Below are 22,008 nucleotides of genomic sequence, written 5' to 3'. Positions count from 1 at the left end.
CCGAGGAAGAGGCGGCGCAGATGGATGATTGGGGCTTCTTCGTCGTTCTGGTTCTGGCGCTGCTGCTCGGGCCCTGGATCCTCGGCGCGTTCGCCCACCGGCGCGCCAGCCGGCTTGAACGGGCCTCGGCGTTGCAAGCCGCCGAAATCGCCAGCCTGAAACGCCAGATCGCGCGCCTGCAAGGCGGAGCGCCTGTTGTGGAGGAGCCGCCCGCCACAACGGCCGTCGAATATTACGACATGCCCGAAACGCCGCCGCAGGAGCCCGCCCCGCCGGTCGCGGCGGCGAGCGAAGGCGCGGCGTCAGCGCCCGCCTCGCGCTGGTCCTCGCTCGGCAAGGGCGGGCTCGAGAGGCAATTCGGCGCGGTATTACCGGTCTGGATCGGCGGCATCGCCATCGCCTTCGCCGGCTTCTTCCTGGTCAAATATTCCATCGAGAACGACCTGATCGGACCGCATCTGCGCGTCACGCTCGGCGGCCTGCTCGGCCTCGCGCTGCTGGCGGGGGCGCGCTTCGTCTCGGCGCGCACGGCGGGAACCGAGAGCTACCGCATCGCCCAGGCGCTCGCCGGAGCAGGCATCGCCGTGCTCTATGTCTCGTCCTACGCTGCGACCGCGCTCTATCAGCTCTTCCCGCCCTTCCTCGGCTTCCTCGCCATGGCGGCGACCACCGCGCTCGCCGTGGTGCTGGCGCTGCGGCACGGACCGCCGATCGCGCTGCTCGGCCTCGTCGGCGGCTTCCTGACGCCCGCGCTCATCACCTCGAACGAGCCCTCATCCTTCCTCTTTTTCACCTATCTCTATTTCGTCTTCGCCGCGCTGATGATCGTGATCCGGCGGCAGGGCTGGTGGTGGATCTCCTTCCCCGCCCTGCTCTTCGCCTTCGGCTGGGCTCTCGCCTTCATCTTCTCGGGCGGGGCGGCCCAGGCAGGCAGCCTATGGATGGGCCTATTCGTCGTTGCCATCGCCGCGACCATGGTCGCCGCCACCCGCCAGCGCTTCGCCGAGGAGACCGCCATCATCGACGATTGGCGCGACGTCCTCTCCTGGCGCAACCGGGCGATGGCGCTCAACGTCATCAGCGTCGCTGGCGCGATGGGGCTGATGGCGGCGCTGGCCTTCAATGCCAGCTTCGGCCTGCAGGAGTGGATGCTGTTCGGCCTGCTCGCGGTCGGCGCGGTGGCGCTGGCCTTCTTCGACACGCGGCTCTACGGCTTCGCGCCCTGGGCGGCTATGGCGATCAACGCCATCATGCTGGCGGGCTGGACGCCCGGCAGCGAGCGCGAATTCATCGTCGCGCTGATGGCCTTCGCCGCGCTTTATGTGACGAGCGGCTTTCTCCTAGTATCGAGCGCCACCGCGCCGATCCTGTGGGCGGGCCTCTCGGCCTCGACGGCGCTGGGCTATTTCCTCATCGCCTATTTCCGCCTGACGCCCGCTGCGCCGGAGCCGCCCGCCCCGCTCGCCATCGATGTGCCGCCCTCGCGCGAGCCGGTCGAGCCGCTGGTGGATGCGGTCAAACAAACCGCCGCCGCCGTCCCGCATGTCTGGGGCAGCATCGCCATGGCGCTGGCGCTGTTGTTCTTCGGCGCTGCCATGTGGGCCGCGCGCCGCCTGCCGCAATCGCTCGCCAAGGAGCGCGTGCTGGCGATCTACGCGCTCGCCACCAGCGCCTTCGTCGCCCTGACCTTCTTCCTCGAACTCGACAGGAATTTCCTGCCCGTCGCCATCGCCGCCGAATTGCTCGCCGTGGCCTGGATCTCGACGCGGACGGAAATGCCCTCGCTGCGCTATATCGCCGGGCTGCTCGGGCTGACCTTCGCCTTCATTCTGCTGCCGCAAATCCTGCTGCTCGCCGAACTCGCCGCGAACGCCCTCTTCGACATCAGCTTGAACGCGCAAGGCAGCATCCCGATCGTGGATTTCCCGAGCTTCCATCTGGCGCTGCCCGCCGTGCTGTTCCTGCTCGCGGCCTATACGCTGCGGCGCGGCGGCGACGGGCTATTGATCCGCGTGCTGGAATTCGGCTCGGTGGCGCTGATCGCGGTCTGGGGCTTCTACATCACCGCCAAGCTGTTCCATCCCGGCGAAGACGTGCTGTTCGCCAGGGCCAGCTTCGCCGAGCGCGGACTGATTACCAACGTGCTGTTCGTCTTCGGCCTCGCCTGCCTCGTCGCGGGACGCGTCTTCGGACGCAGCGCCTTCTTCCAGAGCGGCGTGCTGCTGGTGGCCGTCTCGCTGTTCCGGCTGGTCTATTTCGACCTCATCATCAAGAACCCGCTCTGGTATGGCGGCGCGGTCGCCGGCACGCAGCCGTTTGACGCACTGACGCTGACCTATGCGCTGCCGATCCTGTGGACGTGGCTGGCCGCGTCGGAATTGCGGCTGTCGGGCAATATGCGGCTGATGGCGTTCGCGCGGTGGGCGCGGGCGTTGACGCTGGTGCTGGCCTTCGCCTGGATCAGCCTGGACATCCGCAAGCTCTATCAGGGGCCGGTGCTGAACGGGAATGTCACCACCGACGCCGAATTCTACAGCTACTCCGCCGCTTGGCTGGTCTTTGCGCTGGGCTTGCTCTTCTACGGCACGCTGAAGGGCAGCCAGCTCCTGCGCTACGCCTCGCTGGCGATCCTGCTGGTGACGGTGACGAAGGTATTCCTGATGGATGCGGGGAGCTTGACCGGCCTCTACCGGGTGTTCTCGTTCCTGGGCCTCGGGCTGAGCCTGCTCGGCATCAGCTATTTCTACGGCCGCTTCGTCTTCACCGGACGCGGCGGCGACGAGCCCGAGAAAACGGCGGCGGCAGGGCCGTAAGGACCAACCTTTTCGTAATCCCCGCGAAAGCGGGGACCCAGTACGCCGCAGCGTAGAAGGTTGGGCAGAACGCTCATTCGAGTTTGTGAATACTGGATCCCCGCTTTCGCGGGGATTTCGTCTGAGGGGAGGCTAGCGCCGTAAAATCTGCAATTCCAGCTCGGGGGCTTCGCCGCGCAGGGCGGAGCGGTAGCAGGTCAGAACGCCCTCGGCGCGCAGGCTGTCTTCGAGCTGGCGGCCGAACAGCACGCCGATGCCGGCGGTGAGATCCTGCCCCGCCTCGCGCTGCTTCTGCACGATGCGCAAGACCGCCGCGCGGCAGGGATCGAACGTGCCGACCGTCCAGTAGAAATAGAGATGCACGCCGGCCACCAGCAGCACCGCCAAACCGATCAGCCGGTAGATCAGCCGCATCATCCCCTCATCCCGCTCCGCGCAAGGGCCAACAAGAAAGCGGCGAACCCCGTGTCCGCCGCTTTAGCCATTAGAGCCTCGCCCAGTCCGGGTCAACCGGGACGGAAGCGCCTCAATTGCCCGACACGTTGGGCATGCTCGCCTGCACCGACTTGGCGCTCTCCTGCACCACCCTGGAGGTCAGCGCGCGCAGCTCCTCGATCTGCTTGGCGTAGGTTTCCATCAGCTCGCGGACATGCGCGTTCTGCATCTCGATGACTTCATTGAGCTGCTTGGCATCGGCGAGTTTCAGCGCGAAGCTGAAATTGGCGTCGGCGTTGAGGCGGGTGAATTCGGCGATCTTCTCGTTGAGCTGCTTCAGACCGTCCGTGGCCGGATTGGAGGGGGCGTCGAAATTCTGCATCGCCTGCTGGCTGGCGGAGATGAAGGTTTCAAAGGCTTTGCGCGCCTGATCGATGCTCGCCTTCATGATATTGCGCATCGATTCCGGCATCTCGCCGAACTGGGGCATTTCCTGCATGGACGTATCTCCTTGGGTGATTGCTACAACAGCTAGTGAGGGGCCCCCGATTGTGCGATCGCGCCTCGAACGTTCAGCAGCCATTGGATTTTTTTGGGAGCGTTGGGATTCGCCGCTGCGTCGCTCTTGATCAACTTCAACCCGAGTCGGGATTAAGTCAATAACCACCGGCGCTTTCGCCGCGTTTGCGCAATGAATTTGCGAAATTACTTAAGCTGGCGCTGACGGCTCTCAAGATGTCTCTCGGCGGCCGCGAAAGCGGCGGGATCGTCGGCGTCGATCAGTACTCCGTCCGAGCATCCGGCGATTTCGTGGACTTTGTCACTTGCGGCGATGAGCGCGCGGGCGCCGGCATCGCCCGAGAGCGCCGCCAGCGCCGGAAAATGGGCGCGGCCGAACAGCACCGGATGGCCGCGCCTGCCGTCATGCATGGGGATGCAGATGGCGCCATCGCCCCCGGCGGCCAGGGCGCCGGCAAGCTTGCCGAAATCGCCGGCCTCGATGAAGGGCATATCGGCAAGCGCGATGAAGACGCCGCGCAAGGACGGATCGAGCGCGGCGGCGGCGGCCGCGAGCGAACGGCCCATGCCCTCGGCGGCACGGCCGTTGCGCACGAGCGTCGCGGATGCGGGCAGCAGCGGCGCGATGGCGTCCGCGCTGTCGCCCACCACGACGATGAGCTGCCCGAGCCCCAGGCCGTCCAGCCGCTCCAGCGCATGGGCGATCAGCGGCCGCCCGCCGAGCGGCCGCAGTAGCTTGTTGCCGCCGCCCATCCGCCGCGAAAATCCGGCCGCGAGCAGGATGGCGCCGAGAGCGCGGAAATCGCTCATGATTTCGACGGCGTGGGCTTGAACAGCTTCCAGAGCGGCCGGTTCACCACGCTCGCCAGCTTGACCATGGTATCGATGGATATGTTGGACACGCCGGTCTCGATCTCGGAAATATGCGATTGCGCCACGCCGGTCTCGCGGTGGACGTCGCGCTGGCTGAGCCCTGCCTTGATGCGCGCTTCGCGAAAATTATGGCCAAAGGTCTCGCGATCGGTTCGACTGTCAACGCCGGGCATTCTGTTCTTAGACATAAACACGATCTCTGCAGTGCCGAATCAAATGGTGCCAAGCAACTTTGAATAAAATGTCTGATGATTTGCAATGATGCGGGCAAATTATGCCTTTGATAGGATATAGTCAACCGATCCACAGGCTTGAGCCGCGATTTCCGGCCGCGCGCGGAGCGGCGAAGGAGGCGCGTCGATGAGGCAAGCGCGGCGAACGGTGCATTTGCGCATCGAGGGACGGGTGCAAGGCGTCTATTACCGCGCCTGGACCGCGGGGCAGGCCGGAGAGCTTCGCCTCGACGGCTGGGTGAGAAACCGCCGGGACGGCTCGGTGGAGGCGCTGTTCCACGGCGAGACCGAAGCGGTCGCGGACATGCTCGCGCGCTGCCGGAAGGGGCCGCCGGGGGCGCGGGTCGAGCGGGTGGAGATCATCCAGGAAGGGGGCGCGGCGCCAGAGGGTTTCCGGATCCTGCCGGATGGCGGATAGCGGATGCGGGCCCCTTTTTGTCATCCCCGCGAGGCAAACTTGCGGGTTCGCCCCCTGAGTTAATCACGACCGCTGCGGCGTACGGAATTCCGCTTTCGCGGCAATGACAAGTTTATGCGAGCCACACTTTGAGGCCGATTTAGCCTGCCGCTCTCCCCGAACGCGGCCCTCCCAGGCGGTGAGCTTGGAATCCGGACAGATAACCCAAGAACCGCCCCGCAGTTCAACGCGGACTGCAGGCGACCACGCAGCGCCTCGCGCAGATCTGGAAGGTGACCCGGCAATAGTTGATGTCCTTCTTCGCGCCGTCGCATTCGCTGCGTTCGGCGCGGCAATCGGAAATGCAGCTCTCGGTGCAGATGCGGCTTTCCTTCACCGCCAGCTTGGCATCGGCGCCCGGCGTTTCTTCCATGTCGGCCGCCTTGACGGCCAGGCCGCCGCCAAGCGCCCCGGCGAAGGCAACCGCCATCAGCCCGGCGCGGAGCGCTGCCATGATCCTCGGCATCAGACCTGCCTCATCAGGGCGTACTCATGCTTTGCTGCTCGCGCTGGGCCCGCTCGAAATGTTCGGACGCCTCCAGCCAGAGAATTTCCGTCTCGCCAAGGTTTTTCGCCAGCACACCGCGATCCTTCATCAGCTTCAATGCCTTTTCCGGCGCCTGCTCGTAGAGACCTTCCTCGGCAAGTGCGCGGTCGAGTTGAGCGATCTTTTTTGTCAACTCTTTGATCTCCCGCTCATAGTGGTCGATTCGCTTTCTGAGCGGTGCCAATTCAGCACGGGCATTGGCGGCGGCGCGGCGTTCCTCCTGCCGGTTGCGATTGGCCTGCCCGTTCATGCCCCCGCCGCCGCTGCCCCGGCGCTGATCGCGGGCGCGGGCGAGATATTCGTTTTTGTAGCTCTCCAGATCGCCGTCGTAGGGCGTGACCGTGCCGTCGCGCACCAGCCAGAGCCGGTCGGCGGTCGCCTCGATCAGATGCCGGTCGTGGCTGATCAGAATGACGGCGCCCTCATAATCGTTGAGCCCATGGATCAGCGCCTCGCGGCTGTCGACATCGAGATGATTGGTCGGCTCGTCCAGGATGAGCAGATGGGGAGAGTTAAACGCAGCCAGTGTGAACAAAAGCCGAGCCTTCTCGCCGCCGGACAATTTCGAGGCGGCGGTGTCGGCCTTGTCGTAGCCGAAGCCGGCGGCGGCGGTGCGGGCGCGCTTCTGCGCTTCGGTTGCGTCCGGCATCATCGCGGCGATGTGGTCATAGGCCGATTTCTGCGGGTTCAGCTCGTCGAGCTGATGCTGGGCGAAATAGCCGAAGGTGAGCTTGTTGGAGGCGCGCCGCGTGCCCGCCAGCAGATCCAGCCGTCCGCATAAAAGCTTGGCGAGGGTGGATTTGCCATTGCCGTTGGCGCCGAGCAGGCCGATGCGGTCGTCGCTGTCGAGCCGCAGGTCGAGATTCCGGAGCACCGGCTTGCCATCGGCATAGCCGACGCTGGCATCCTCGATGCGGATCAGCGGGTTGCCGAGCTTGGATTGCGGGCTGGGAAAGCGCAGCGGCTTGACGTCGTTCTCGATCTCGGCGGCGATGGGCTTCATCTTGGCCAGCGCCTTCAGCCGGCTCTGCGCCTGGGTGGCCTTGGACGCCTTGGCGCGGAAGCGCTCGACGAAGGCTTCCATATGCTTGCGCGCATCGTCCTGCTTCTTCTTCAGCTTCAATTCCAGCCGCTGCCGCTCGCGCCTTGTTTCCTCGAATGTGTCGTAGCCGCCGGTGTAAAGCGTCAGCTTGCCCTCCGACAGATGCAGAATATGGCCGACGCATTTGTTGAGGAGGTCGCGGTCATGGCTGACGATCAGCACGGTATGCGGATAGGCGGCGAGGAAGTTTTCCAGCCAGAGCGTGCCTTCCAGGTCGAGATAGTTGGTCGGCTCGTCGAGCAGCAGGATGTCGGGCGCGGTGAACAGCACCGAGGCGAGCGCCACGCGCATCCGCCAGCCGCCGGAGAATTCCGCGCAGGGGCGCTGCTGGGCGTCCTCGTCGAAACCGAGGCCGGCGAGGATCTGCGCGGCGCGGGCGGGCGCGGAATGGGCGCCGATGTCGTTCAGGCGAAGCTGAATGTCGGCGATGCGCCCCGGATCGGTGGCAGTCTCGGCTTCGGCGAGCAGGCTGTCGCGCTCCTTGTCGGCGGCGAGCACCGTGTCGATCAGGCTCCGCGGACCCCCCGGCGCTTCCTGGGCGACGCCGCCGACCCGCGCCGCTTTCGGCCAGGACAGGCTCCCATCGTCAGGCGACAGGCCGCCGAGCAACATCCGGAGCAAGGTCGTCTTGCCGGTGCCGTTGCGGCCGACAATGCCCACCTTGTGACCGCTCGGGATCGCGGCGGTCGCCTTGTCGAAGAGCAGGCGGCCTTCGATGCGGTAGGTGAGATCGTTGATGTGCAGCATGGGTCCGGAACTGGTGATTTGGTGTCCGGGATAACATGGTGTTAGTTCCCATGAAAAGCATTCGCCACGCGCGCTTGCCATAAACACAGGAGTGGTGTGGCAATCAATTCCATGGTGAGCCCCGCGAGCATCGGTATCGGCGGGACGCCCGCCGTGAGCGCGCCGAGCCGCGCGAGGCCGCCGATGACCACGATCAGCGTCAGCAGGCGGAAGCGGGCCCCGTGGCGCTCGATCCCCGGCACGGTGCTCCAGAAGGCGAGGCCGACGCCGAGCAAGAGCCCGGAAAGATAGCGGAAATGGCTGTCGAGCGCGAGGTCCGCCACGGCGGCGCTGTCGGCGAAGCGCGGGCCGAGCAGAATGCCGGCAAGCCCCGCGAGGACGGGGACCAGGGCGCCGGTGGCGACGGCCGCTTGCAACAAGCGCCGTTCAGCGGATGGCGGCATCGGCGCGCCTCGCGGTCCGGGCGGATGCGCCAGCGTGCCGCAGAATGAATGCAACCGTCTTGTCCAGCACCGGCGCGCGCCAGCGGAACGGCCGGGCAATGGCGAGCACGATGCCGAAATGGCCGATGCGGGGAAATTCGACGCTTTCGACATCGGCCCCTTTCGCCCGCAGCGCCTCGACCATGTCGCGCAGATTGTAGAGCTCGACCGTATCGTCATCCAGGCCGTGCATCAGCAGGGACGGCGGCGCATCGCCCCGCGCGAAGGCCACCGGGCGCGCGGCATCGGCATTCGGCGCGGTGGCGAAGATGTCCTTGGTCGATGGAAAGGTGGTGGGGTCGAAGGCGTAGGGACCGGCGAGGCCGACAAAGGCGGCCGGCCGCGGGATGCCGGCGCCCTGGGCGGCGATGTAACGCGCGTCGAAAGCGAGCAGGGCCGCAATATGGGCGCCCGCCGAATGGCCGATCAGCGCGATCGGCCGGCCGGTGGCGCGGGCCAGATTGCGCCAGGTCCAGGCATAGGCGAGCGCCGCATCCTCGACGAAGCCGGGGAACGACGCTTGGGGGAACAGCCGGTAATCGGGCACCACCACGGTGATGCCGCGCTTCGCCAGCGCCGCGCCGAGGAAGGGATAGAGGTCCCGCTCGCCGCTGCGCCAGCTTCCGCCATAAAGGAAGAGGACGATCGGACCGCCGGGCGAAGCATCCGCCGGGCGGTAGATGTCGAGCCGCCGGCGCGTGCCAGGACCATAGGCAATGCCCGTCTCGACCACTGCTCCACCCTCCGCGACGAGCGCGCTGAGCAGGGCCGGACGGCGCGCGAACAGCACCGCCGCGCCCAGCGCCAGCACGCCCGCGAATCCGAGCGTTGTGACGACGCCAAATAGCTTCATGGCCTTGATTTCCTCTGGCTTTTTGAATCCCACGGACGGAATACCCAAAACACGCCAGATTGGATGAAAATTCGGCCCCCTGCGGCCTTGCGGCCACGGAAAGCCCCCGATATAAGCGGACTTCAGGCCAAACCCGGACAGGATAAACCCATGCCAGTCGAACGCACTTTCTCCATCATCAAACCCGACGCCACAGCGCGCAATCTGACGGGCAAGATCATCTCCAAGTTCGAAGATGCCGGCCTTCGCATCGTTGCGCAAAAGCGCGTGCGCTGGACCGAGGACCAGGCCAAGAAATTCTACGAAGTGCACAAGGAACGCCCGTTCTACGGCGAACTCGTCGCCTTCATGACTTCCGGACCGATCGTCATGCAGGTGCTCGAAGGCGAGAATGCTGTGGCGAAAAACCGTGAAATCATGGGTGCGACAAATCCCGCAAACGCGGCTCCGGGCACCATTCGGAAAGAATTCGCTGAAAATATTGAGCGAAATTCGGTACATGGCTCGGACAGCGCTGAAAATGCGGCGCTTGAGATTGCGTTGTGCTTCTCGGATAGTGAAATTACCGGTTAGTATGAGCTGCGGTTTAGCGGCGCTGACCGAGTTCTCACGCCGGACAGCGCTCGCTTTATCGTAATTGTCGGGAAGCACACCCACATCCGGTATTTGGGGGGTTTCCTCACCTGCTGCGGCCGATGGGCCTTGCGGCGAACGGAAAGCAGTTGAGTTCTATGATCGATTTGTTGGATCCGGCGTCCTGGGGCGCCGCCTTTGACGCCGTGTGGCTCGATATGCACCGGCCGACATTCTGGGTCGGTGTGCTGCAGATCATTTGGATCAACATCCTTCTCTCCGGCGACAACGCCGTGGTGATCGCGCTTGCCTGCCGCAGCCTGCCGGCGCGTCAGCGCATGTGGGGCATGCTGCTCGGCGCGGGCGTCGCCATCCTGATGCGCGTGGTGTTCACGCTGATCATCTCCACTCTGATGGCCCTGCCTTTCCTGAAACTGGCCGGCGGTCTGGCGCTGTTCTTCATCGCCGTCAAGCTGCTGCTGCCCGAGGAAGAGGAAACCCATGTCGAGAGCAGCGCCAAGCTCTGGAGCGCCGTACGCATCGTCGCGCTCGCCGATCTGGTGATGAGCCTCGACAATGTCATTGCCATCGCCGCCGCCGCCAAGGGCAATGTGGCGCTGTTCGTGTTCGGGCTGGCGCTCAGCATCCCGCTGATCATCGTCGGCGCCGCCCTGGTGATGTCGCTGCTGACCCGCTTCCCGATCCTGGTCTGGGCCGGCGCCGGCCTGCTCGGCTGGATCGCGGGCGAGCTGATCGTGACCGATCCCGGCCTGCACGGCATCCTTGCCGAGGCGATGGGCTCGGAGGCGCTGCACAGCCTGCATTACGTCGCCGCCGCAGCAGGCGCCGCGATCGTCATCGGCGTCGGCTACATGCTCAGGCGCCGGCGGGTCTCCGCCGCGACATAAGCCAACGCATCGAAGCGCGGGGCCGGAAGCAGCTCCGCGCTTCTGCTTCTGGAGCGCGACCAGTCTGAGCGGCAAAACCTACGCCCGAAACCATCTCAGCCGAGTTCCCTCTCCTATGGGGGAGGGTTAGGGTGAGGGGGTAATCCCTATCGGTAGGACGGACATCGAAAAACGAGAGGCGTTACCCCCTCACCCGGCGCGCTGACGCGCGCCACCCTCTCCCCTTGGAGACCTTTGCGTATCGAAAGTCCTCTCCCCGTCGTCCCGGACGGCCGTCAGGCCGAGCCGGGACCCAATCATATTTCCGCTATTGCTGCGGCAAGCGGAGAGGCGAGTGGGCCCCGGCTCTAACGGCCGGGGCGAAGGAATCGAAGTTTTGCAAAGGTCTTCCTTGGGAGAGGGCGGGGCTGCGGCGAGGACAGAGGTTGAGGGAACGTCACGCGCGGCCGCGGCGAATGCGGTCCGGCTAGAACCGATCCGGCCGCAGCGCGGCAATGCCGGTATTCGGGCCGCGCCGGCCGACCAGATCGGCGACCAGCTCGGCGGTCACCGCGCCAAGCGTCAGGCCGAGATGGCTGTGGCCGAAGGCGCAGATGATGTTCGGGTTCTTCGGCGTGCGGCCGATGATCGGCAATGAATCCGGTGTCGAAGGGCGCGCGCCCATCCAGCGCGTCGCCGTCTCCGCGCCGTCGATCTCGGGCAGGATGGTTTTGGCCGCCTCGAGCAGAATGTCGGAGCGGCGCCAGTTCGGCGGGGCGTTGAGGCCGGCGAATTCGGCCGTCCCGGCGAGGCGGATGCCGTTGCTGAGCGGCGTGATGACGAATTTGTCGTCGCCGGCGCAGATCGGCAGGCGCAGCGAGATCTGCGGGTCGCGCAAGGTCATGTTGTAGCCGCGCTCCGCAGCCAGCAGCGCCCGGACGCCGAACGGCTTCACCAGCGGCGGCGACCAGATCCCGGCCGCCACCACCGCTTCATCGACGATGACTTCGCCCTCGTCGGTCACCACCCGGACGGTGCCGTTCGGGCCGACGGCGAGCTGGCGCACCTTGCTGCGCTTGAATTCGCCGCCGCCGGTGCGGAAGGCGCTGGCGAGCGTGTTGGACAGCGCCACCGGATCGGTGCAATGGCCGCTATCGGGATAGAGCAGGCCGCCGACGAGATTGCCGCCGAGCGAGGGCTCCATCTGCCGCAACTCCTCGGCCGGAATGACCTCGGAGGGCACACCGTAGCGGGCGCGGAAATTGGCGTCTTTCTGGGCGCCGCGAAACGTCTTCTGGCTCTTGAAGACATAGAGCAGCCCGTCGCGGCGGAAGAGACGCGCGCCCTCATGCGGGCCGACCAGGGTCAGCCAGGAATCGAACGAGCGCGTCACCAGCGGCGCCAGCGTCTCGGCGATCTCCTCATAGCGCTTCCAGGTGCTGTTGCGCAGGAAGCGCACGAACCAGGGCATCAGCCGCGGCAGGTGTTTCCAGTCGACGACCAGCGGCCCGTTCGGGTCGGACAGCATTCCTGGAACGCTGCGCCACAGGCCGGGCGCGGAGAGCGGCCCGATCTGCGCCGTCATGATCAGCGCGGCATTGCCGGAGGAGGTCTGGCTGCCGGGCGGCTCGGCGTCGAACAGGCTGACGCGGTAGCCCTCGCGCCGCAGCTTGACCGCGATGGCCAGCCCCACGACACCGGCGCCGATGACGGCGATATGCTTTCCAAGTCTCATCGTAAAACTCCCCACCGGCGGGCCGGAGCGGTGGACCTCCCGGATCGTGCGATCCTGATGATTTCGGAGGGAGGCGGATAGTGCGGCGGCGTCTGCTGCAGTGCGGTATGTGCCAAACTATGGCATGAACACCAAAGGCTTTTCGCGCGCAAGGATTTCTTTGACGCGGACGTGATCTAATCTAGCGAATTCATTTGTGCCGGCGCGGCCGGGGCGTGGCATAATCCGGCAAACATTTCACGGCCCCCTTGCGGGCGGCTCAGGATAAAGGATGAGCGCATGAGCGCGGACGACATGCTGACCACGGCCCTTGCCTGGCAGGGCGAGGGCCGCAAGCTCGCCATCGCCACGGTGGTGCAGACCTGGGGCTCGGCCCCGCAGCCGACCGGCAGCCAGTTGGTGATCGACAGCGAGGGCAATTTCCTCGGCTCGGTCTCGGGCGGCTGCGTCGAGGGCGACGTGATTACCGAGGCGGTGGACATCATCGCCAGCGGCAAGCCGAAGCTTCTCGAATTCGGCGTGCAGGACGAAACGGCCTGGCGCGCGGGGCTCGCCTGCGGGGGGCGCATCCGCATCTTCGTCGAGCCGTTCGAACCGGCTTGAGGCGAGGCAGTCATGCAAACAGATCTTGCCGAAGGCATCCTGACCGCGCGCGCGGCGCGCCGGCCGGTCGCGCTGCTGACCTGGCTCGCGACCGGCGAGCAGCGCCTCGTCACGCCGGAGGATGCCGGGGAGTTCCCCGCGCTTGCCGCCGAGATCGCCGACGGCTTCCGCCTCGACCGCAGCGGCACGGTGGCATCGCCCGATGGCGAGGTGTTCATCCGCATCTTCAATCCGCCGCTGCGGCTCATCATCATTGGCGCGGTGCATGCGGCGCAATTCCTCCTGCCGCTCGGACGCATGCTCGGCCATGACGTCACCATCGTCGACCCGCGCACGGCCTTCGCCTCCGAGCAGCGCTTCCCCGACGCCAATCTCGTGACCGAATGGCCCGAGGACGCGCTCGCCCAGATCGGCATCGACCGCCGCACCGCCATCGTCGCCCTGACCCACGATCCCAAGATCGATGACGGCGCCCTGCGGCTCGCGCTGGAAAGCAAGGCCTTCTATGTCGGCGCGCTCGGCAGCTCGCGCACCCACGCCAAGCGCGCCGAGCGGCTGGCGGCGATGGGGGTTTCCGCCGACGCGCTCGCCCGCATCCACGCCCCCATCGGCCTCGATATCGGCGCGCAGGGGCCGGCGGAGATCGCGCTGTCGGTGATGGCGCAACTGGTCGCGGTGCTGCGGGAGAAAGGGCTGGGCCCTAAGGGGTAATACGGAGCCCGATGGCCGCCGCCTGCCGCGGCAAACTTGTTATGATTTCCCGGACCTATGAGACGAGCCTTGCGGGGCGTCCTCAAACGTGCGAGCGAAGCCGGGAATGTCCCGCCGGATATCCGAAATTCTTCTCCCTTTGCAGCGGATTGATTTCGGATGTTGCCACTAAAGTCAGAAATTCTGCGTCTCATTCCATGCCGAGGGCTATGCCCGGCATGACAAGCGGTCCGCCACGTTTCGCGAAAACAGGAGACGACGATGTCCAAGGGACAAAAACGCAGCAATAAAGAGGCCAAGAAGCCGAAATCGGTCAAGCCGAAAGCCGTCGCCGCCGAGGCTTCCCCTTTCGCCGCGACGCAGATGAAGAACAAGGCCGCTCAGGCCGGCGGCAAGAAGAAGTAACGCCACTTTCAATTGCGCATTCGGCGGCGGATATTGCGCCGCGTTGCCGGCCCTCCGCCGCTGATGCATTTCCGCGCCACTATGTTAACCTGAGCTGAACGACTCACCAGGCCGGGAAGCGCGCATGGCCAATTTCCTCAGCCTCTCGGCTGCCATCGAGGACAATGTTCGAGACGGCGACAGCGTCGCTCTCGAAGGATTCACCCATCTCATCCCCTTCGCCGCCGGCCATGAGCTGATCCGCCAGCGCCGCCGCGATCTGCATCTGATCCGCATGACGCCGGATCTGATCTACGACCAGATGATCGGCATGGGGCTCGCCGCGCGCATGACCTTCTCCTGGGGCGGCAATCCCGGCGTCGGTTCGCTGCACCGCTTCCGCGACGCGGTGGAAAATGACTGGCCGGGGCCGCTCGCCCTTACCGAGCACAGCCATTCGGCCATGGCGCACGCCTATGATGCGGGTGCGGCCAACATCCCCTTCGCCGTCTTCCGCGGCTATCGCGGCGTCGATCTGGACAAGCATAATGGCGCGGTCAAAACCATCCGCTGCCCGTTCACCGGCGAGGAGCTGGCCGCCGTCCCGGCCCTGCGGCCGGATGTTGCGATCATCCATGCGCTGCGCGCCGACAGGCAGGGCAATGTCCTGATCGAAGGCATCGTCGGCGTGCAGAAGCAGGCGGTGCTTGCGGCAAAACGCTCGATTGTCACCGTCGAGGAAATCGTCGAAGAGCTCAATCCGCCCAGCCCGAACTCGGTCGTCCTGCCGTCCTGGACGGTCGGGGCGATCGCGCATGTGCCGGGCGGCGCCTATCCCTCCTACGCGCATGGCTATTACCCGCGCGACAATGGCGCCTACAAAGCCTGGGACGCCATCGCCCGCGACCGCGACAGCTTCCTCGCCTGGATGAAGGACCATGTGCTGGCGAAATCGCCCGAGGATTTCGCCCGCCATCAACGAAAAGCCGCTTAAGCGGCGCTCTGCCATTTCTTTAAGGGAGGCTGTCATGCCGATGCTGACGATGAGCGACGGTTGCGCGATCCACTACCGTATCGACGGCGATGACAGCCTGCCCAATCTGCTGCTGTCCAATTCCCTCGGCACGACGCACGAGATGTGGGATCTGCAGATGCCGGTCCTGACGCAGCATTTCCGCGTCATCCGCTATGACAATCGCGGCCATGGCGCCTCGGACGTGCCGGACGGCCCCTACACGATCGACCGCATCGCCCGCGACGCGCAGGACCTGATCGCGGAACTGGCGCTCGCGCCGCTGGTCTATTGCGGTCTCTCGCTCGGCGGCATGGTCGGCGTATGGCTGAGCGCGAAGGCGCCCGGACTTTTGCGGCGCGCGGTCTTCGCCAACACATCCGCTTATATCGGCCAGCCGGAAGTGTGGAACCAGCGCATCGCGCTGATCGAGGCTGAGGGGATGCAGGCGGCGGCGGGCGGCATCATCCAGCGCTGGCTGACGCAGGATTTCATGGCCAGCCATCCGGCGCTGACGGCAAAGCTCCTCGCCATGGTCGCCGGCATCCCGCCATCGGGCTATGCCGCCGCCGCCGCCGCCGTGCGCGACATGGACCTGCGCGGCCAGCTCGCCGCCATCGGAATTCCCGTGCTGGTCATCGCCGGCGCGCTCGACCCCGCCACCCCGCCCGCCATGGGCGAGGCCATCGTCGAGGCGCTGCCCGACGCCCGGCTCGCCATTCTCGACGCGGCGCATCTGTCGAATATCGAGAAGCCGGACGAATTCGCCAATCTGCTGGTCAAATTCCTCGCCCCCAATTGATGCCCGAGCCGAGCCAGGCCGAGATTGCGGGTCAACTCCGCGCGCTTGGCGTTGCCCCGGGCGGCGTGCTGCTGGTGCATATGTCCTGGCGCGCGGCGCGGCCGGTCGAAGCCGGCCCGCTCGGGCTGATCGCGGCACTGCGCGAGGCGCTCGGTCCGGACGGCACGCTGGTGATGCCGTCCATGACGGGCGACGATGATGCCCCCTTCGATCCGCTGACGACGCCCGCCGGGTCCGATCTCGGCATCGTCGCGGATCTGTTCTGGCGAATGCCGGGCGTCCTGCGCAGCGACCACCCGCACGCCTTCGCCGCCATCGGGCCGCGCGCCGCCGCGATCACCGCCGATCCCCTGCCGCTGCCGCCGCATATCCCGGCGAGCCCGGTTGGCCGCGTGCACGATCTGGGCGGTCAGATCCTGCTGCTCGGCGTCGGGCATGACGCCAACACGACGCTGCATCTGGCCGAGTTGATGGCGGGCGTTCCCTACCGCACGCCGAAACACTGCACCGTGCTCCGCGAGGGCCGTGCGCTCCGCATCGACTATGCCGAGAACGACCATTGCTGCGAGCGCTTCGCCTTGGCCGATGACTGGCTGCGCGCACGCGGCCTGCAATCCGAAGGCCGCGTCGGCCGCGCCCATGCCCGGCTCTTCCGCGCCCGTCACGTCACCGAAGCCGCGCTCGGCCATCTCGCCGCCGAGCCGCTGCTGTTCCTGCACCGCGCCGGAGCACATTGCCCCGCGTGCGATGCCGCGCGGCAGAGCACAAGCGGTTGAGTGCCCGATCAGCGAAAGACGAATCAGCTTTTCCACAACCAGGGCAAGAACCTGCCGGATTATGGGAACCACCCTCGCCAGTGTTCGTTAATCGAACGTGACTGCATGACTGGGAGAGAACGGCATGTCAGAGACGGACACCAAGCTCAAGCGCGTAAAACCCCGCCACACCGGCCAAGGCCGCGTAAAAGACCCGCAGAAGGACGGCCGCCTGAGAGAAAATCGCGAAGCCGGCATCAGCAAAAGCAAGCCTCACAGCAAGTAAGCGCCGCCCTGGCGCCATCGCAAATATCTCGACCATTGCCGGCCGGCGGGGAGGGTAAACCCCGGGCCGGCTCGTCCACGCCGGATTGCTGAGCAAGGCATTCCGCGAAGCTGCAAATCCCGCTGTAGTTTTCCTTAGAGCGTGCCGTTACATTAGCGAATGATTCCGCTCAGCCCGGCCCGCGCCCGATGACCGACCACGACGTGATCTTCGCCGGTGGCGGGCTTGCCTCGACGCTCGCCGCCTGCCGGCTGAAGGCGCTGAGGCCGGAATTGCGCTTGCTGGTGATCGAGGGCGGCGCCCAACTCGGCGGCAACCACACCTGGTCCTGTCACGCCTCCGATCTGACGCCGGCGCAGGCAAGCTGGATTGCGCCTTTCATTACCTATCGCTGGCCCGGTCAGGTGGTGCGCTTTCCAAAATATACGCGCCGGCTCGACGCCGGCTATCAATCCATCTCATCGACCACGCTGCACCACGTCGCCCTGGCGGCGCTCGGCGGCGGCTGCATCCGGCTGAACGCCCGCATCGCGGCACTCGAGCCTTCGGCGGTCCTGCTCGATGGAGGCGAGCGGCTGACCGCCCCTTGCATCATCGACGGGCGCGGCCCCGCGCCTTCCGCCGCGCTCGCCCTCGGCTTTCAGAAATTCATCGGCCTGGAGTTGCGCCTCGCCGCGCCGCATGGCGAGACGGTCCCGGTCATCATGGACGCCGCCATCAGCCAGGATGACGGCTACCGCTTCGTCTACACCCTGCCCTTCACGGCGGACACCATCCTGATCGAGGACACCTACTACGCCGACGGCCCCTCGCTGGAGCCCGCCGCGATCCGGCGCAAGATCGAAGCCTATGCCGCCGCGCGCGGCTGGCGCATCGCCCAAATCCTGCGCGAGGAGACCGGCACGCTGCCGATCCTGCTCGGCGGCGATATCGACGCCTTCTGGCGCGAGGTCGGCACGGACGTCGCCCGGATCGGCCTGCGCGCCTGCCTGTTCCATCCGACGACCGGCTATTCGCTGCCCGACGCCGTCGCCACCGCCGACGCCATCGCGGCGCTGCCCGAGCTCACCACGGCGAGCGTCGCCAGCCTGACGCAAGCCCTCTCCAAACGGCTCTGGCAACAGCGCGGCTTTTATCGCATGCTGAACAGGTTCCTGTTTTTGGCCGCCGAGCCCGGCAAGCGCTACGAAATCATGCAGCGGTTCTATTCGCTGGCCGAGCCGCTGATCGAGCGCTTCTACCGCGCCGCCTCGTCACCTGCCGACAAGGCGCGCATTTTGATCGGCCGCCCGCCCGTCCCCATCGCCAGGGCCTTGGCGCATATCAGGGAGGCCAGTCTGAGGCCGAGTCAGTTCGGAGATGCAGGTCAATCGAATGGATAAGATCGTCGAATATAGCCGCGAACGGATTGAAAAAGGGTCCAGGAGCTTTGCCGCCGCCGCGCGGCTCTTCGATGCAGAAACCCGCGCCCATGCCTATATGCTCTACGCCTGGTGCCGGCATTGCGATGACGTCATCGACGGCCAGGAGCTGGGCTTTGCGGGGGGCCGCGCCGCGACCGCTTCCCCCGCCGAGCGCCTCGCCGAATTGCGCAAAGCGACGCGCCGGGCGGTGCGGGGCGATTGGGACGAGATGGTGTTCGGCGCGCTGCACCGCGTCGTCGCCGAGCGCGGCGTGCCCGAGCGCTACCTGCTCGACCATCTCGAAGGTTTCGCCATGGATGTCGAGGGGCGCCGCTACCGGACGCTCGACGATACGCTGGGCTATTGCTACCACGTCGCCGGCGTCGTCGGCGTGATGATGGCGGTCATCATGGGCGTGAAGGATGCAGCGACGCTCGACCGCGCCTCCGACCTCGGCATCGCCTTCCAGCTCACCAACATCACCCGCGACGTCATGGAGGACGCCGCCCTCGGCCGCGTCTATCTGCCGGAGGATTGGCTCGAGGAGGCGGGCGTGCCGCGCTCGGCCATCGCCGACCCCGCCAACCGGCAAAAAGTGCATGAGGTGACCGAGCGCCTGCTGGCGGTGAGCGACCGCTTCTATGTCTCGGCCCGCCACGGCATCGCCTTCCTGCCCTTCCGCTCGGCCTGGGCGATCGCCTCGGCCCGCTTCGTCTACCGCGACATCGGCCGCCTCGTCCGCCGCGAAGGCGCCGCCGCCTGGGACCGCCGCGCCCGCGTCAGCGCCGCGCGCAAGCTCTACGGTGTCGCCCGGAGCCTCGCGACTATCGCAAGGTCGCACGCGCATGGCCGGCTGGTGGAGATCCCCTCCCGCAAGGGCCTTTGGACCCGCCCCAGGGGATCGATGGAGCCGGGGATGTTCTGCGGGTAGGCGGGTTGTGGCATGGGACCTCTCCCACCGTCGTCCCGGGCGGCCGTCAGGCCGGACCGGGACCCATTGGCGGAACCGCCGGCATAGTGCTCGCGGAGAGTCGAGTGGGCCCCGGCTCTAACGGCCGGGGCGACGAGTTAAGAGCGGCGGAATTATCCCTCAACGCCTACAGCTTGCCGGCCCGCTGCTGGGCCATCATGAAGCTGTCGAAGGTATATTCCGAGATCTGCGCCCACAGATAGGCGTCCTTGCGGAAGGCGACGATGCTGTCATAGACCTTCTTGAATTTCGGGTTGCTGGCATTCAGCTCGGCATAGGTCGCCTGCGAGGCGTCGAAGGCGGCGTTCAGGATCTCCGCCGAGAACGGGCGCAGCTTCGCGCCCTTGGAGACGAGGCTCCGGATGGCCGGCGGATTGACGTAGTCATATTTGGCCATCATGTCGGAATTCGCCGCCTCGGCGGCGGAGCGCACGATCGCCTTGTAGTTCGCCGGCAGCTCGGCCCATTTGGCCTGGTTGATGAAGACGTGCAGCATGGCGCCGCCTTCCCAGAAGCCGGGATAATAATAGTTCGGCGCGATCTTGTAGAGGCCGAGCCGCTCGTCGTCATAGGGGCCGACCCATTCGGTGGCGTCGATGGTGCCCTTCTCGAGCGCGGGATAGATCTCGCCCGCCGCGATCTGCTGCGGCACCACGCCGAGCTTGGTCAGCACCTTGCCGCCAAAGCCGCCGATGCGGAATTTCAAGCCGTTCAGATCGGCGACCGTGTTGATTTCGGTGCGGAACCATCCGCCCATCTGGGCGCCGGTATTGCCGCAGGGCAGCGCGAAGATGTTGTAGCCGGAATAGAACTCGTTCATCAGCTCGGTGCCGCCGCCATAATAGCTCCAGGCATTCTGCTGGCGGGCATTGAGCGAGAAGGGCACGGCGGTCGCAAGCGCGAAGGTCGGGTCCTTGCCCCAGAAATAATAGCTGGCGGTATGGGCGGCCTCGACCGTGCCGTTGCCGACGGCGTCGGCGGCTTGCAGGCCGGGCACGATCTCGCCGGCGGCGAAGACCTGGATCTGGAATTTATTGTCGGTGCTTTCGGCGACATATTTGGCGAAGGTCTCGCCGGCGCCGTAGATGGTATCGAGCGATTTCGGGAAGCTCGACGTCATGCGCCATTTCACCTCCGGCTGCGCCTGGGCGATGGCCGGGGCGGCGAGCGCGGCGGTGCCCGCGCCGGCAATGGCGGCGCGTTTCAAGAATGCTCTTCTGTCCATTGAAGTCCTCCCTAAAAGATGCGCGATTTTCTTGTTGTCGCTCGCGAAGCCAAACCGGGCTGGCCGATGCCGGCGCGGGATTGAAAAACCTCGCAAAATCGGTCGTCCGCCTGGAATTGCAGCCTTGCCGGCGCTCGAAATTGCCTTGTCGCGGAAGCTTGCGCAACTAAACAATTCACCGCGCGGGGGCTGGCTTTTTCGGCCAATCCGCCATATTTTTGCACCGCCCGGCTTTCGCCGTCTTTTATCGCTTTCCTAAGACTTTGCGGTTTAAGTCAAATTTTACTAAACTCGATTTTGTCTGCTAACCCAACGTCGCCACATTGGGACGCTAAGGTTCGGCCAGATCGAGTGTTGCGTGGGGGAGAGACCTTACATGAATCAGGTTTCCTGGAGGCGCATCCTGCAACGCGCTGGGAGCGACTATCCTGGCGAGGGCGGCGGATCCGTCATCAACATGCAGGAGCGGATGCCGGAGCGGCGCAGCCCTGCCCCTGCCCCGGTCCGAGCTCCCAGACCGCAAGGTCCAGGCGGCGACCTGGAAGACGAGCTGAAGCGCGCCCTCGACCGGGCCCAGCGCCAGCAGCGTGAAGCGCGGCCCGCCGCGCCGCCCCCTGGCTGGGATCCGATCTTCATCGCCCCCGAACCGCCCGCCGCCCGGCCGGCCGCGCAGATGCCCTCGCGGCGTCCGGCGCCCGCGCCGCAGGCTCCGGCTCCGACCAAGCGCGCCGGCAGCGGCGCACGCAATGTCATCGCCATTTCAATGTCGATCGCGGTGATCGGTCTTGCCATCCAGCAGATCGGCACGCAGTGGAACCAGTCGCGCACTTCGACCGAAGAGCCGGAGATCGGCGCCGAGCCGAAGGCGTCGGCGATGCTGCACAGCGGCATCCTCCCCGGCAAGGCCGAGCAGGACCGTCTCGGCGGCGAGCCCGAAATCGCGGCGCCTCCCCCGCAGGAGACGGCGAGACTCAGGTCCTCGCCCGGCCGTGACGGAGCGCCGGAGAGCGGCCCCGAGCGCGAGGCCTTTTTCCAGGAGATGGAAGAGGCCGCCAAGATTTTCCTGTCCAAGCAGGCCAAGAAGAACGAGGGCCGCCCGGCGGTCACCGCCCCGGCCTCCACCACGCCCGTCGTCGGCCAGGCGACGGCGATCTCGGCCAGCGAGGAGCAGTCCATGCTGCATCGCGGCCGCGACCTCATCGAGCGCGGCCATGTCAACGGCGCGCGGATGATCTTCGAGCATCTGGCCTCCCAGCAAAGCGCCCTCGGCGCCTTCGCGCTGGCCCAGACCTACGATGCCCGCTTCCTCGCCACCTTGCCGGTCGCCGGGCTGGAGCCGGATCAGCGGCTGGCGGCGCAATGGTACCAGCGCGCCGCCGAACTGAGCAGCCGCTCGGCCTCCGTTCGCTGACGCGCGGCGGTTGCGACAGGATTGAGATAGTCTGGCCATCCGGGAGGACGGGCGGATTCGATCCGCTTTTCCGGATCTAGCCATTAGCAACCGTTCCATCCCCGATCCGCAGCCGGACTCCCTCTCCCTTGGGAGAGGGCGGGGGTGAGGGGTTCGTGAATCAGCCGTTGAGTCCGCTACCCCTCACCCG

24 protein-coding genes are annotated in these 22,008 nt (G+C 66.1%); 14 read left to right on the top strand and 10 right to left on the bottom strand.

Annotated elements, in window-relative coordinates; all coding sequences use genetic code 11:
* Positions 1 to 20: 20 nt before the first annotated feature.
* A complete protein-coding gene (locus tag BLEFHOIH_RS13425; RefSeq protein ID WP_088346229.1) occupies positions 21 to 2,813 on the top strand; it encodes a DUF2339 domain-containing protein in 2,793 nt (930 codons plus the stop codon).
* Positions 2,814 to 2,945: 132 nt separating this feature from the next.
* Here the strand turns inward: BLEFHOIH_RS13425 and BLEFHOIH_RS13420 are convergent, their stop codons facing one another.
* From BLEFHOIH_RS13420 to BLEFHOIH_RS13405, 4 genes are all read right to left on the bottom strand, one after another.
* Entirely contained in the window at positions 2,946 to 3,230 is a 285-nt protein-coding gene (locus tag BLEFHOIH_RS13420; protein WP_088346227.1) for a hypothetical protein, read from the bottom strand.
* Positions 3,231 to 3,339: 109 nt separating this feature from the next.
* Positions 3,340 to 3,747: a phasin family protein gene (locus tag BLEFHOIH_RS13415; protein ID WP_170937150.1), complete on the bottom strand. Its 408-nt coding sequence runs from the start codon at positions 3,745 to 3,747 to the stop codon at positions 3,340 to 3,342.
* Positions 3,748 to 3,953: 206 nt separating this feature from the next.
* Positions 3,954 to 4,577: a nucleotidyltransferase family protein gene (locus BLEFHOIH_RS13410; protein ID WP_088346225.1), complete on the bottom strand. Its 624-nt coding sequence runs from the start codon at positions 4,575 to 4,577 to the stop codon at positions 3,954 to 3,956.
* Complete coding sequence (locus tag BLEFHOIH_RS13405) at positions 4,574 to 4,828, bottom strand: helix-turn-helix transcriptional regulator (RefSeq protein ID WP_210191615.1); 255 nt, start codon at positions 4,826 to 4,828, stop codon at positions 4,574 to 4,576. Before BLEFHOIH_RS13405 ends, BLEFHOIH_RS13410 begins: the two co-directional genes overlap by 4 nt.
* A 172-nt stretch (positions 4,829 to 5,000) precedes the next feature.
* Between BLEFHOIH_RS13405 and BLEFHOIH_RS13400 the strand changes: the two genes are divergently transcribed.
* Positions 5,001 to 5,291 carry an acylphosphatase gene (locus tag BLEFHOIH_RS13400; protein ID WP_088346221.1) on the top strand — a complete coding sequence of 97 codons (291 nt, stop codon included), beginning with the start codon at positions 5,001 to 5,003 and terminating at the stop codon, positions 5,289 to 5,291.
* A gap of 223 nt (positions 5,292 to 5,514) precedes the next feature.
* On the opposite strand, the gene BLEFHOIH_RS13395 is transcribed toward BLEFHOIH_RS13400, so the two are convergent.
* From BLEFHOIH_RS13395 to BLEFHOIH_RS13380, 4 genes are read right to left on the bottom strand one after another with little or no spacing between them, the layout of a single operon-like run.
* Positions 5,515 to 5,784: a hypothetical protein gene (locus BLEFHOIH_RS13395; protein ID WP_170937149.1), complete on the bottom strand. Its 270-nt coding sequence runs from the start codon at positions 5,782 to 5,784 to the stop codon at positions 5,515 to 5,517.
* A 25-nt stretch (positions 5,785 to 5,809) separates the two neighbouring features.
* Positions 5,810 to 7,726 carry an ABC-F family ATP-binding cassette domain-containing protein gene (locus tag BLEFHOIH_RS13390; protein ID WP_088346217.1) on the bottom strand — a complete coding sequence of 639 codons (1,917 nt, stop codon included), beginning with the start codon at positions 7,724 to 7,726 and terminating at the stop codon, positions 5,810 to 5,812.
* A 41-nt stretch (positions 7,727 to 7,767) separates the two neighbouring features.
* On the bottom strand, positions 7,768 to 8,169 hold the full coding sequence (locus BLEFHOIH_RS13385) for a DUF4345 domain-containing protein (RefSeq protein WP_088346216.1): 402 nt from the start codon (positions 8,167 to 8,169) through the stop codon (positions 7,768 to 7,770).
* Entirely contained in the window at positions 8,153 to 9,061 is a 909-nt protein-coding gene (locus BLEFHOIH_RS13380) for an alpha/beta hydrolase (protein WP_125461697.1), read from the bottom strand. The genes BLEFHOIH_RS13385 and BLEFHOIH_RS13380 overlap by 17 nt, the downstream gene beginning before the upstream one ends.
* Positions 9,062 to 9,211: 150 nt before the next feature.
* On the opposite strand from BLEFHOIH_RS13380, the gene ndk reads away from it, so the two are divergent.
* Together ndk and BLEFHOIH_RS13370 are read left to right on the top strand one after the other, a co-directional pair.
* Complete coding sequence (gene ndk / locus BLEFHOIH_RS13375; RefSeq protein WP_088346212.1) at positions 9,212 to 9,634, top strand: nucleoside-diphosphate kinase; 423 nt, start codon at positions 9,212 to 9,214, stop codon at positions 9,632 to 9,634.
* A gap of 158 nt (positions 9,635 to 9,792) precedes the next feature.
* Complete coding sequence (locus BLEFHOIH_RS13370; RefSeq protein ID WP_088346210.1) at positions 9,793 to 10,542, top strand: TerC family protein; 750 nt, start codon at positions 9,793 to 9,795, stop codon at positions 10,540 to 10,542.
* Between the two features lie 466 nt (positions 10,543 to 11,008).
* Here BLEFHOIH_RS13370 and BLEFHOIH_RS13365 read toward each other — a convergent pair whose 3' ends face one another.
* Complete coding sequence (locus BLEFHOIH_RS13365; RefSeq protein ID WP_088346208.1) at positions 11,009 to 12,256, bottom strand: FAD-dependent oxidoreductase; 1,248 nt, start codon at positions 12,254 to 12,256, stop codon at positions 11,009 to 11,011.
* A gap of 279 nt (positions 12,257 to 12,535) precedes the next feature.
* Here BLEFHOIH_RS13365 and BLEFHOIH_RS13360 point away from each other — a divergent pair, with 279 nt between their 5' ends.
* The 9 genes from BLEFHOIH_RS13360 (at position 12,536) to BLEFHOIH_RS13330 (ending at position 19,143) form a co-directional block, all read left to right on the top strand.
* Positions 12,536 to 12,859, top strand: a complete 324-nt coding sequence (locus tag BLEFHOIH_RS13360; RefSeq protein ID WP_088346206.1) for an XdhC family protein — start codon at positions 12,536 to 12,538, stop codon at positions 12,857 to 12,859.
* A 12-nt stretch (positions 12,860 to 12,871) separates the two neighbouring features.
* On the top strand, positions 12,872 to 13,570 hold the full coding sequence (locus tag BLEFHOIH_RS13355; protein WP_088346204.1) for an XdhC family protein: 699 nt from the start codon (positions 12,872 to 12,874) through the stop codon (positions 13,568 to 13,570).
* Between the two features lie 261 nt (positions 13,571 to 13,831).
* The gene (locus BLEFHOIH_RS26670) at positions 13,832 to 13,975 is read left to right on the top strand and encodes a hypothetical protein (RefSeq protein ID WP_170937148.1); all 144 of its coding nucleotides are present in this window, start codon (positions 13,832 to 13,834) and stop codon (positions 13,973 to 13,975) included.
* Positions 13,976 to 14,099: 124 nt separating this feature from the next.
* The gene (locus BLEFHOIH_RS13350) at positions 14,100 to 14,948 is read left to right on the top strand and encodes a CoA-transferase (RefSeq protein WP_088346202.1); all 849 of its coding nucleotides are present in this window, start codon (positions 14,100 to 14,102) and stop codon (positions 14,946 to 14,948) included.
* A 34-nt stretch (positions 14,949 to 14,982) separates the two neighbouring features.
* A complete protein-coding gene (gene pcaD / locus BLEFHOIH_RS13345) occupies positions 14,983 to 15,768 on the top strand; it encodes a 3-oxoadipate enol-lactonase (protein ID WP_088346200.1) in 786 nt (261 codons plus the stop codon).
* A complete protein-coding gene (gene aac(3)-IV / locus BLEFHOIH_RS13340; protein ID WP_088346198.1) occupies positions 15,768 to 16,544 on the top strand; it encodes an AAC(3)-IV family aminoglycoside N-acetyltransferase in 777 nt (258 codons plus the stop codon). Before pcaD ends, aac(3)-IV begins: the two co-directional genes overlap by 1 nt.
* Before the next feature lie 124 nt (positions 16,545 to 16,668).
* Positions 16,669 to 16,809: a hypothetical protein gene (locus BLEFHOIH_RS26665; protein ID WP_170937147.1), complete on the top strand. Its 141-nt coding sequence runs from the start codon at positions 16,669 to 16,671 to the stop codon at positions 16,807 to 16,809.
* 188 nt (positions 16,810 to 16,997) lie between these two features.
* Entirely contained in the window at positions 16,998 to 18,191 is a 1,194-nt protein-coding gene (gene crtY / locus BLEFHOIH_RS13335) for a lycopene beta-cyclase CrtY (protein WP_088346196.1), read from the top strand.
* Positions 18,184 to 19,143, top strand: coding sequence for a phytoene/squalene synthase family protein (locus BLEFHOIH_RS13330; RefSeq protein ID WP_088346194.1), 960 nt, complete (start codon positions 18,184 to 18,186; stop codon positions 19,141 to 19,143). The genes crtY and BLEFHOIH_RS13330 overlap by 8 nt, the downstream gene beginning before the upstream one ends.
* 166 nt (positions 19,144 to 19,309) lie before the next feature.
* On the opposite strand, the gene BLEFHOIH_RS13325 is transcribed toward BLEFHOIH_RS13330, so the two are convergent.
* A complete protein-coding gene (locus tag BLEFHOIH_RS13325) occupies positions 19,310 to 20,407 on the bottom strand; it encodes a TRAP transporter substrate-binding protein (protein WP_088346192.1) in 1,098 nt (365 codons plus the stop codon).
* A gap of 376 nt (positions 20,408 to 20,783) precedes the next feature.
* On the opposite strand from BLEFHOIH_RS13325, the gene BLEFHOIH_RS13320 reads away from it, so the two are divergent.
* Positions 20,784 to 21,818 (top strand): hypothetical protein, encoded by a 1,035-nt coding sequence (locus BLEFHOIH_RS13320; RefSeq protein WP_088346190.1) that lies wholly within the window; start codon positions 20,784 to 20,786, stop codon positions 21,816 to 21,818.
* Positions 21,819 to 22,008: the final 190 nt, after the last annotated feature.

The sequence above is a fragment of the Rhodomicrobium sp. R_RK_3 genome (assembly GCF_002198715.1).
Lineage (GTDB): Bacteria > Pseudomonadota > Alphaproteobacteria > Rhizobiales > Rhodomicrobiaceae > R-RK-3.
This window is presented reverse-complemented; position numbering and strand designations above follow the sequence as displayed.

Coding starts and splice junctions, on each gene's coding strand:
- BLEFHOIH_RS13425 (WP_088346229.1), top strand. CDS start 21: ATGGATGATTGGGGCTTCTTCGTCGTTCTGGTTCTGGCGCTGCTGCTC.
- BLEFHOIH_RS13370 (WP_088346210.1), top strand. CDS start 9,793: ATGATCGATTTGTTGGATCCGGCGTCCTGGGGCGCCGCCTTTGACGCC.
- pcaD (WP_088346200.1), top strand. CDS start 14,983: ATGCCGATGCTGACGATGAGCGACGGTTGCGCGATCCACTACCGTATC.
- BLEFHOIH_RS13395 (WP_170937149.1), bottom strand. CDS start 5,784: ATGGCAGCGCTCCGCGCCGGGCTGATGGCGGTTGCCTTCGCCGGGGCG.
- BLEFHOIH_RS13405 (WP_210191615.1), bottom strand. CDS start 4,828: ATGTCTAAGAACAGAATGCCCGGCGTTGACAGTCGAACCGATCGCGAG.
- BLEFHOIH_RS13320 (WP_088346190.1), top strand. CDS start 20,784: ATGAATCAGGTTTCCTGGAGGCGCATCCTGCAACGCGCTGGGAGCGAC.
- ndk (WP_088346212.1), top strand. CDS start 9,212: ATGCCAGTCGAACGCACTTTCTCCATCATCAAACCCGACGCCACAGCG.
- BLEFHOIH_RS13350 (WP_088346202.1), top strand. CDS start 14,100: ATGGCCAATTTCCTCAGCCTCTCGGCTGCCATCGAGGACAATGTTCGA.
- BLEFHOIH_RS13415 (WP_170937150.1), bottom strand. CDS start 3,747: ATGCAGGAAATGCCCCAGTTCGGCGAGATGCCGGAATCGATGCGCAAT.
- BLEFHOIH_RS13365 (WP_088346208.1), bottom strand. CDS start 12,256: ATGAGACTTGGAAAGCATATCGCCGTCATCGGCGCCGGTGTCGTGGGG.
- BLEFHOIH_RS13390 (WP_088346217.1), bottom strand. CDS start 7,726: ATGCTGCACATCAACGATCTCACCTACCGCATCGAAGGCCGCCTGCTC.
- BLEFHOIH_RS13330 (WP_088346194.1), top strand. CDS start 18,184: ATGGATAAGATCGTCGAATATAGCCGCGAACGGATTGAAAAAGGGTCC.
- BLEFHOIH_RS13400 (WP_088346221.1), top strand. CDS start 5,001: ATGAGGCAAGCGCGGCGAACGGTGCATTTGCGCATCGAGGGACGGGTG.
- BLEFHOIH_RS13385 (WP_088346216.1), bottom strand. CDS start 8,169: ATGCCGCCATCCGCTGAACGGCGCTTGTTGCAAGCGGCCGTCGCCACC.
- crtY (WP_088346196.1), top strand. CDS start 16,998: ATGACCGACCACGACGTGATCTTCGCCGGTGGCGGGCTTGCCTCGACG.
- BLEFHOIH_RS26665 (WP_170937147.1), top strand. CDS start 16,669: ATGTCAGAGACGGACACCAAGCTCAAGCGCGTAAAACCCCGCCACACC.
- BLEFHOIH_RS13420 (WP_088346227.1), bottom strand. CDS start 3,230: ATGATGCGGCTGATCTACCGGCTGATCGGTTTGGCGGTGCTGCTGGTG.
- BLEFHOIH_RS13360 (WP_088346206.1), top strand. CDS start 12,536: ATGAGCGCGGACGACATGCTGACCACGGCCCTTGCCTGGCAGGGCGAG.
- BLEFHOIH_RS13325 (WP_088346192.1), bottom strand. CDS start 20,407: ATGGACAGAAGAGCATTCTTGAAACGCGCCGCCATTGCCGGCGCGGGC.
- BLEFHOIH_RS26670 (WP_170937148.1), top strand. CDS start 13,832: ATGTCCAAGGGACAAAAACGCAGCAATAAAGAGGCCAAGAAGCCGAAA.
- BLEFHOIH_RS13355 (WP_088346204.1), top strand. CDS start 12,872: ATGCAAACAGATCTTGCCGAAGGCATCCTGACCGCGCGCGCGGCGCGC.
- BLEFHOIH_RS13410 (WP_088346225.1), bottom strand. CDS start 4,577: ATGAGCGATTTCCGCGCTCTCGGCGCCATCCTGCTCGCGGCCGGATTT.
- BLEFHOIH_RS13380 (WP_125461697.1), bottom strand. CDS start 9,061: ATGAAGCTATTTGGCGTCGTCACAACGCTCGGATTCGCGGGCGTGCTG.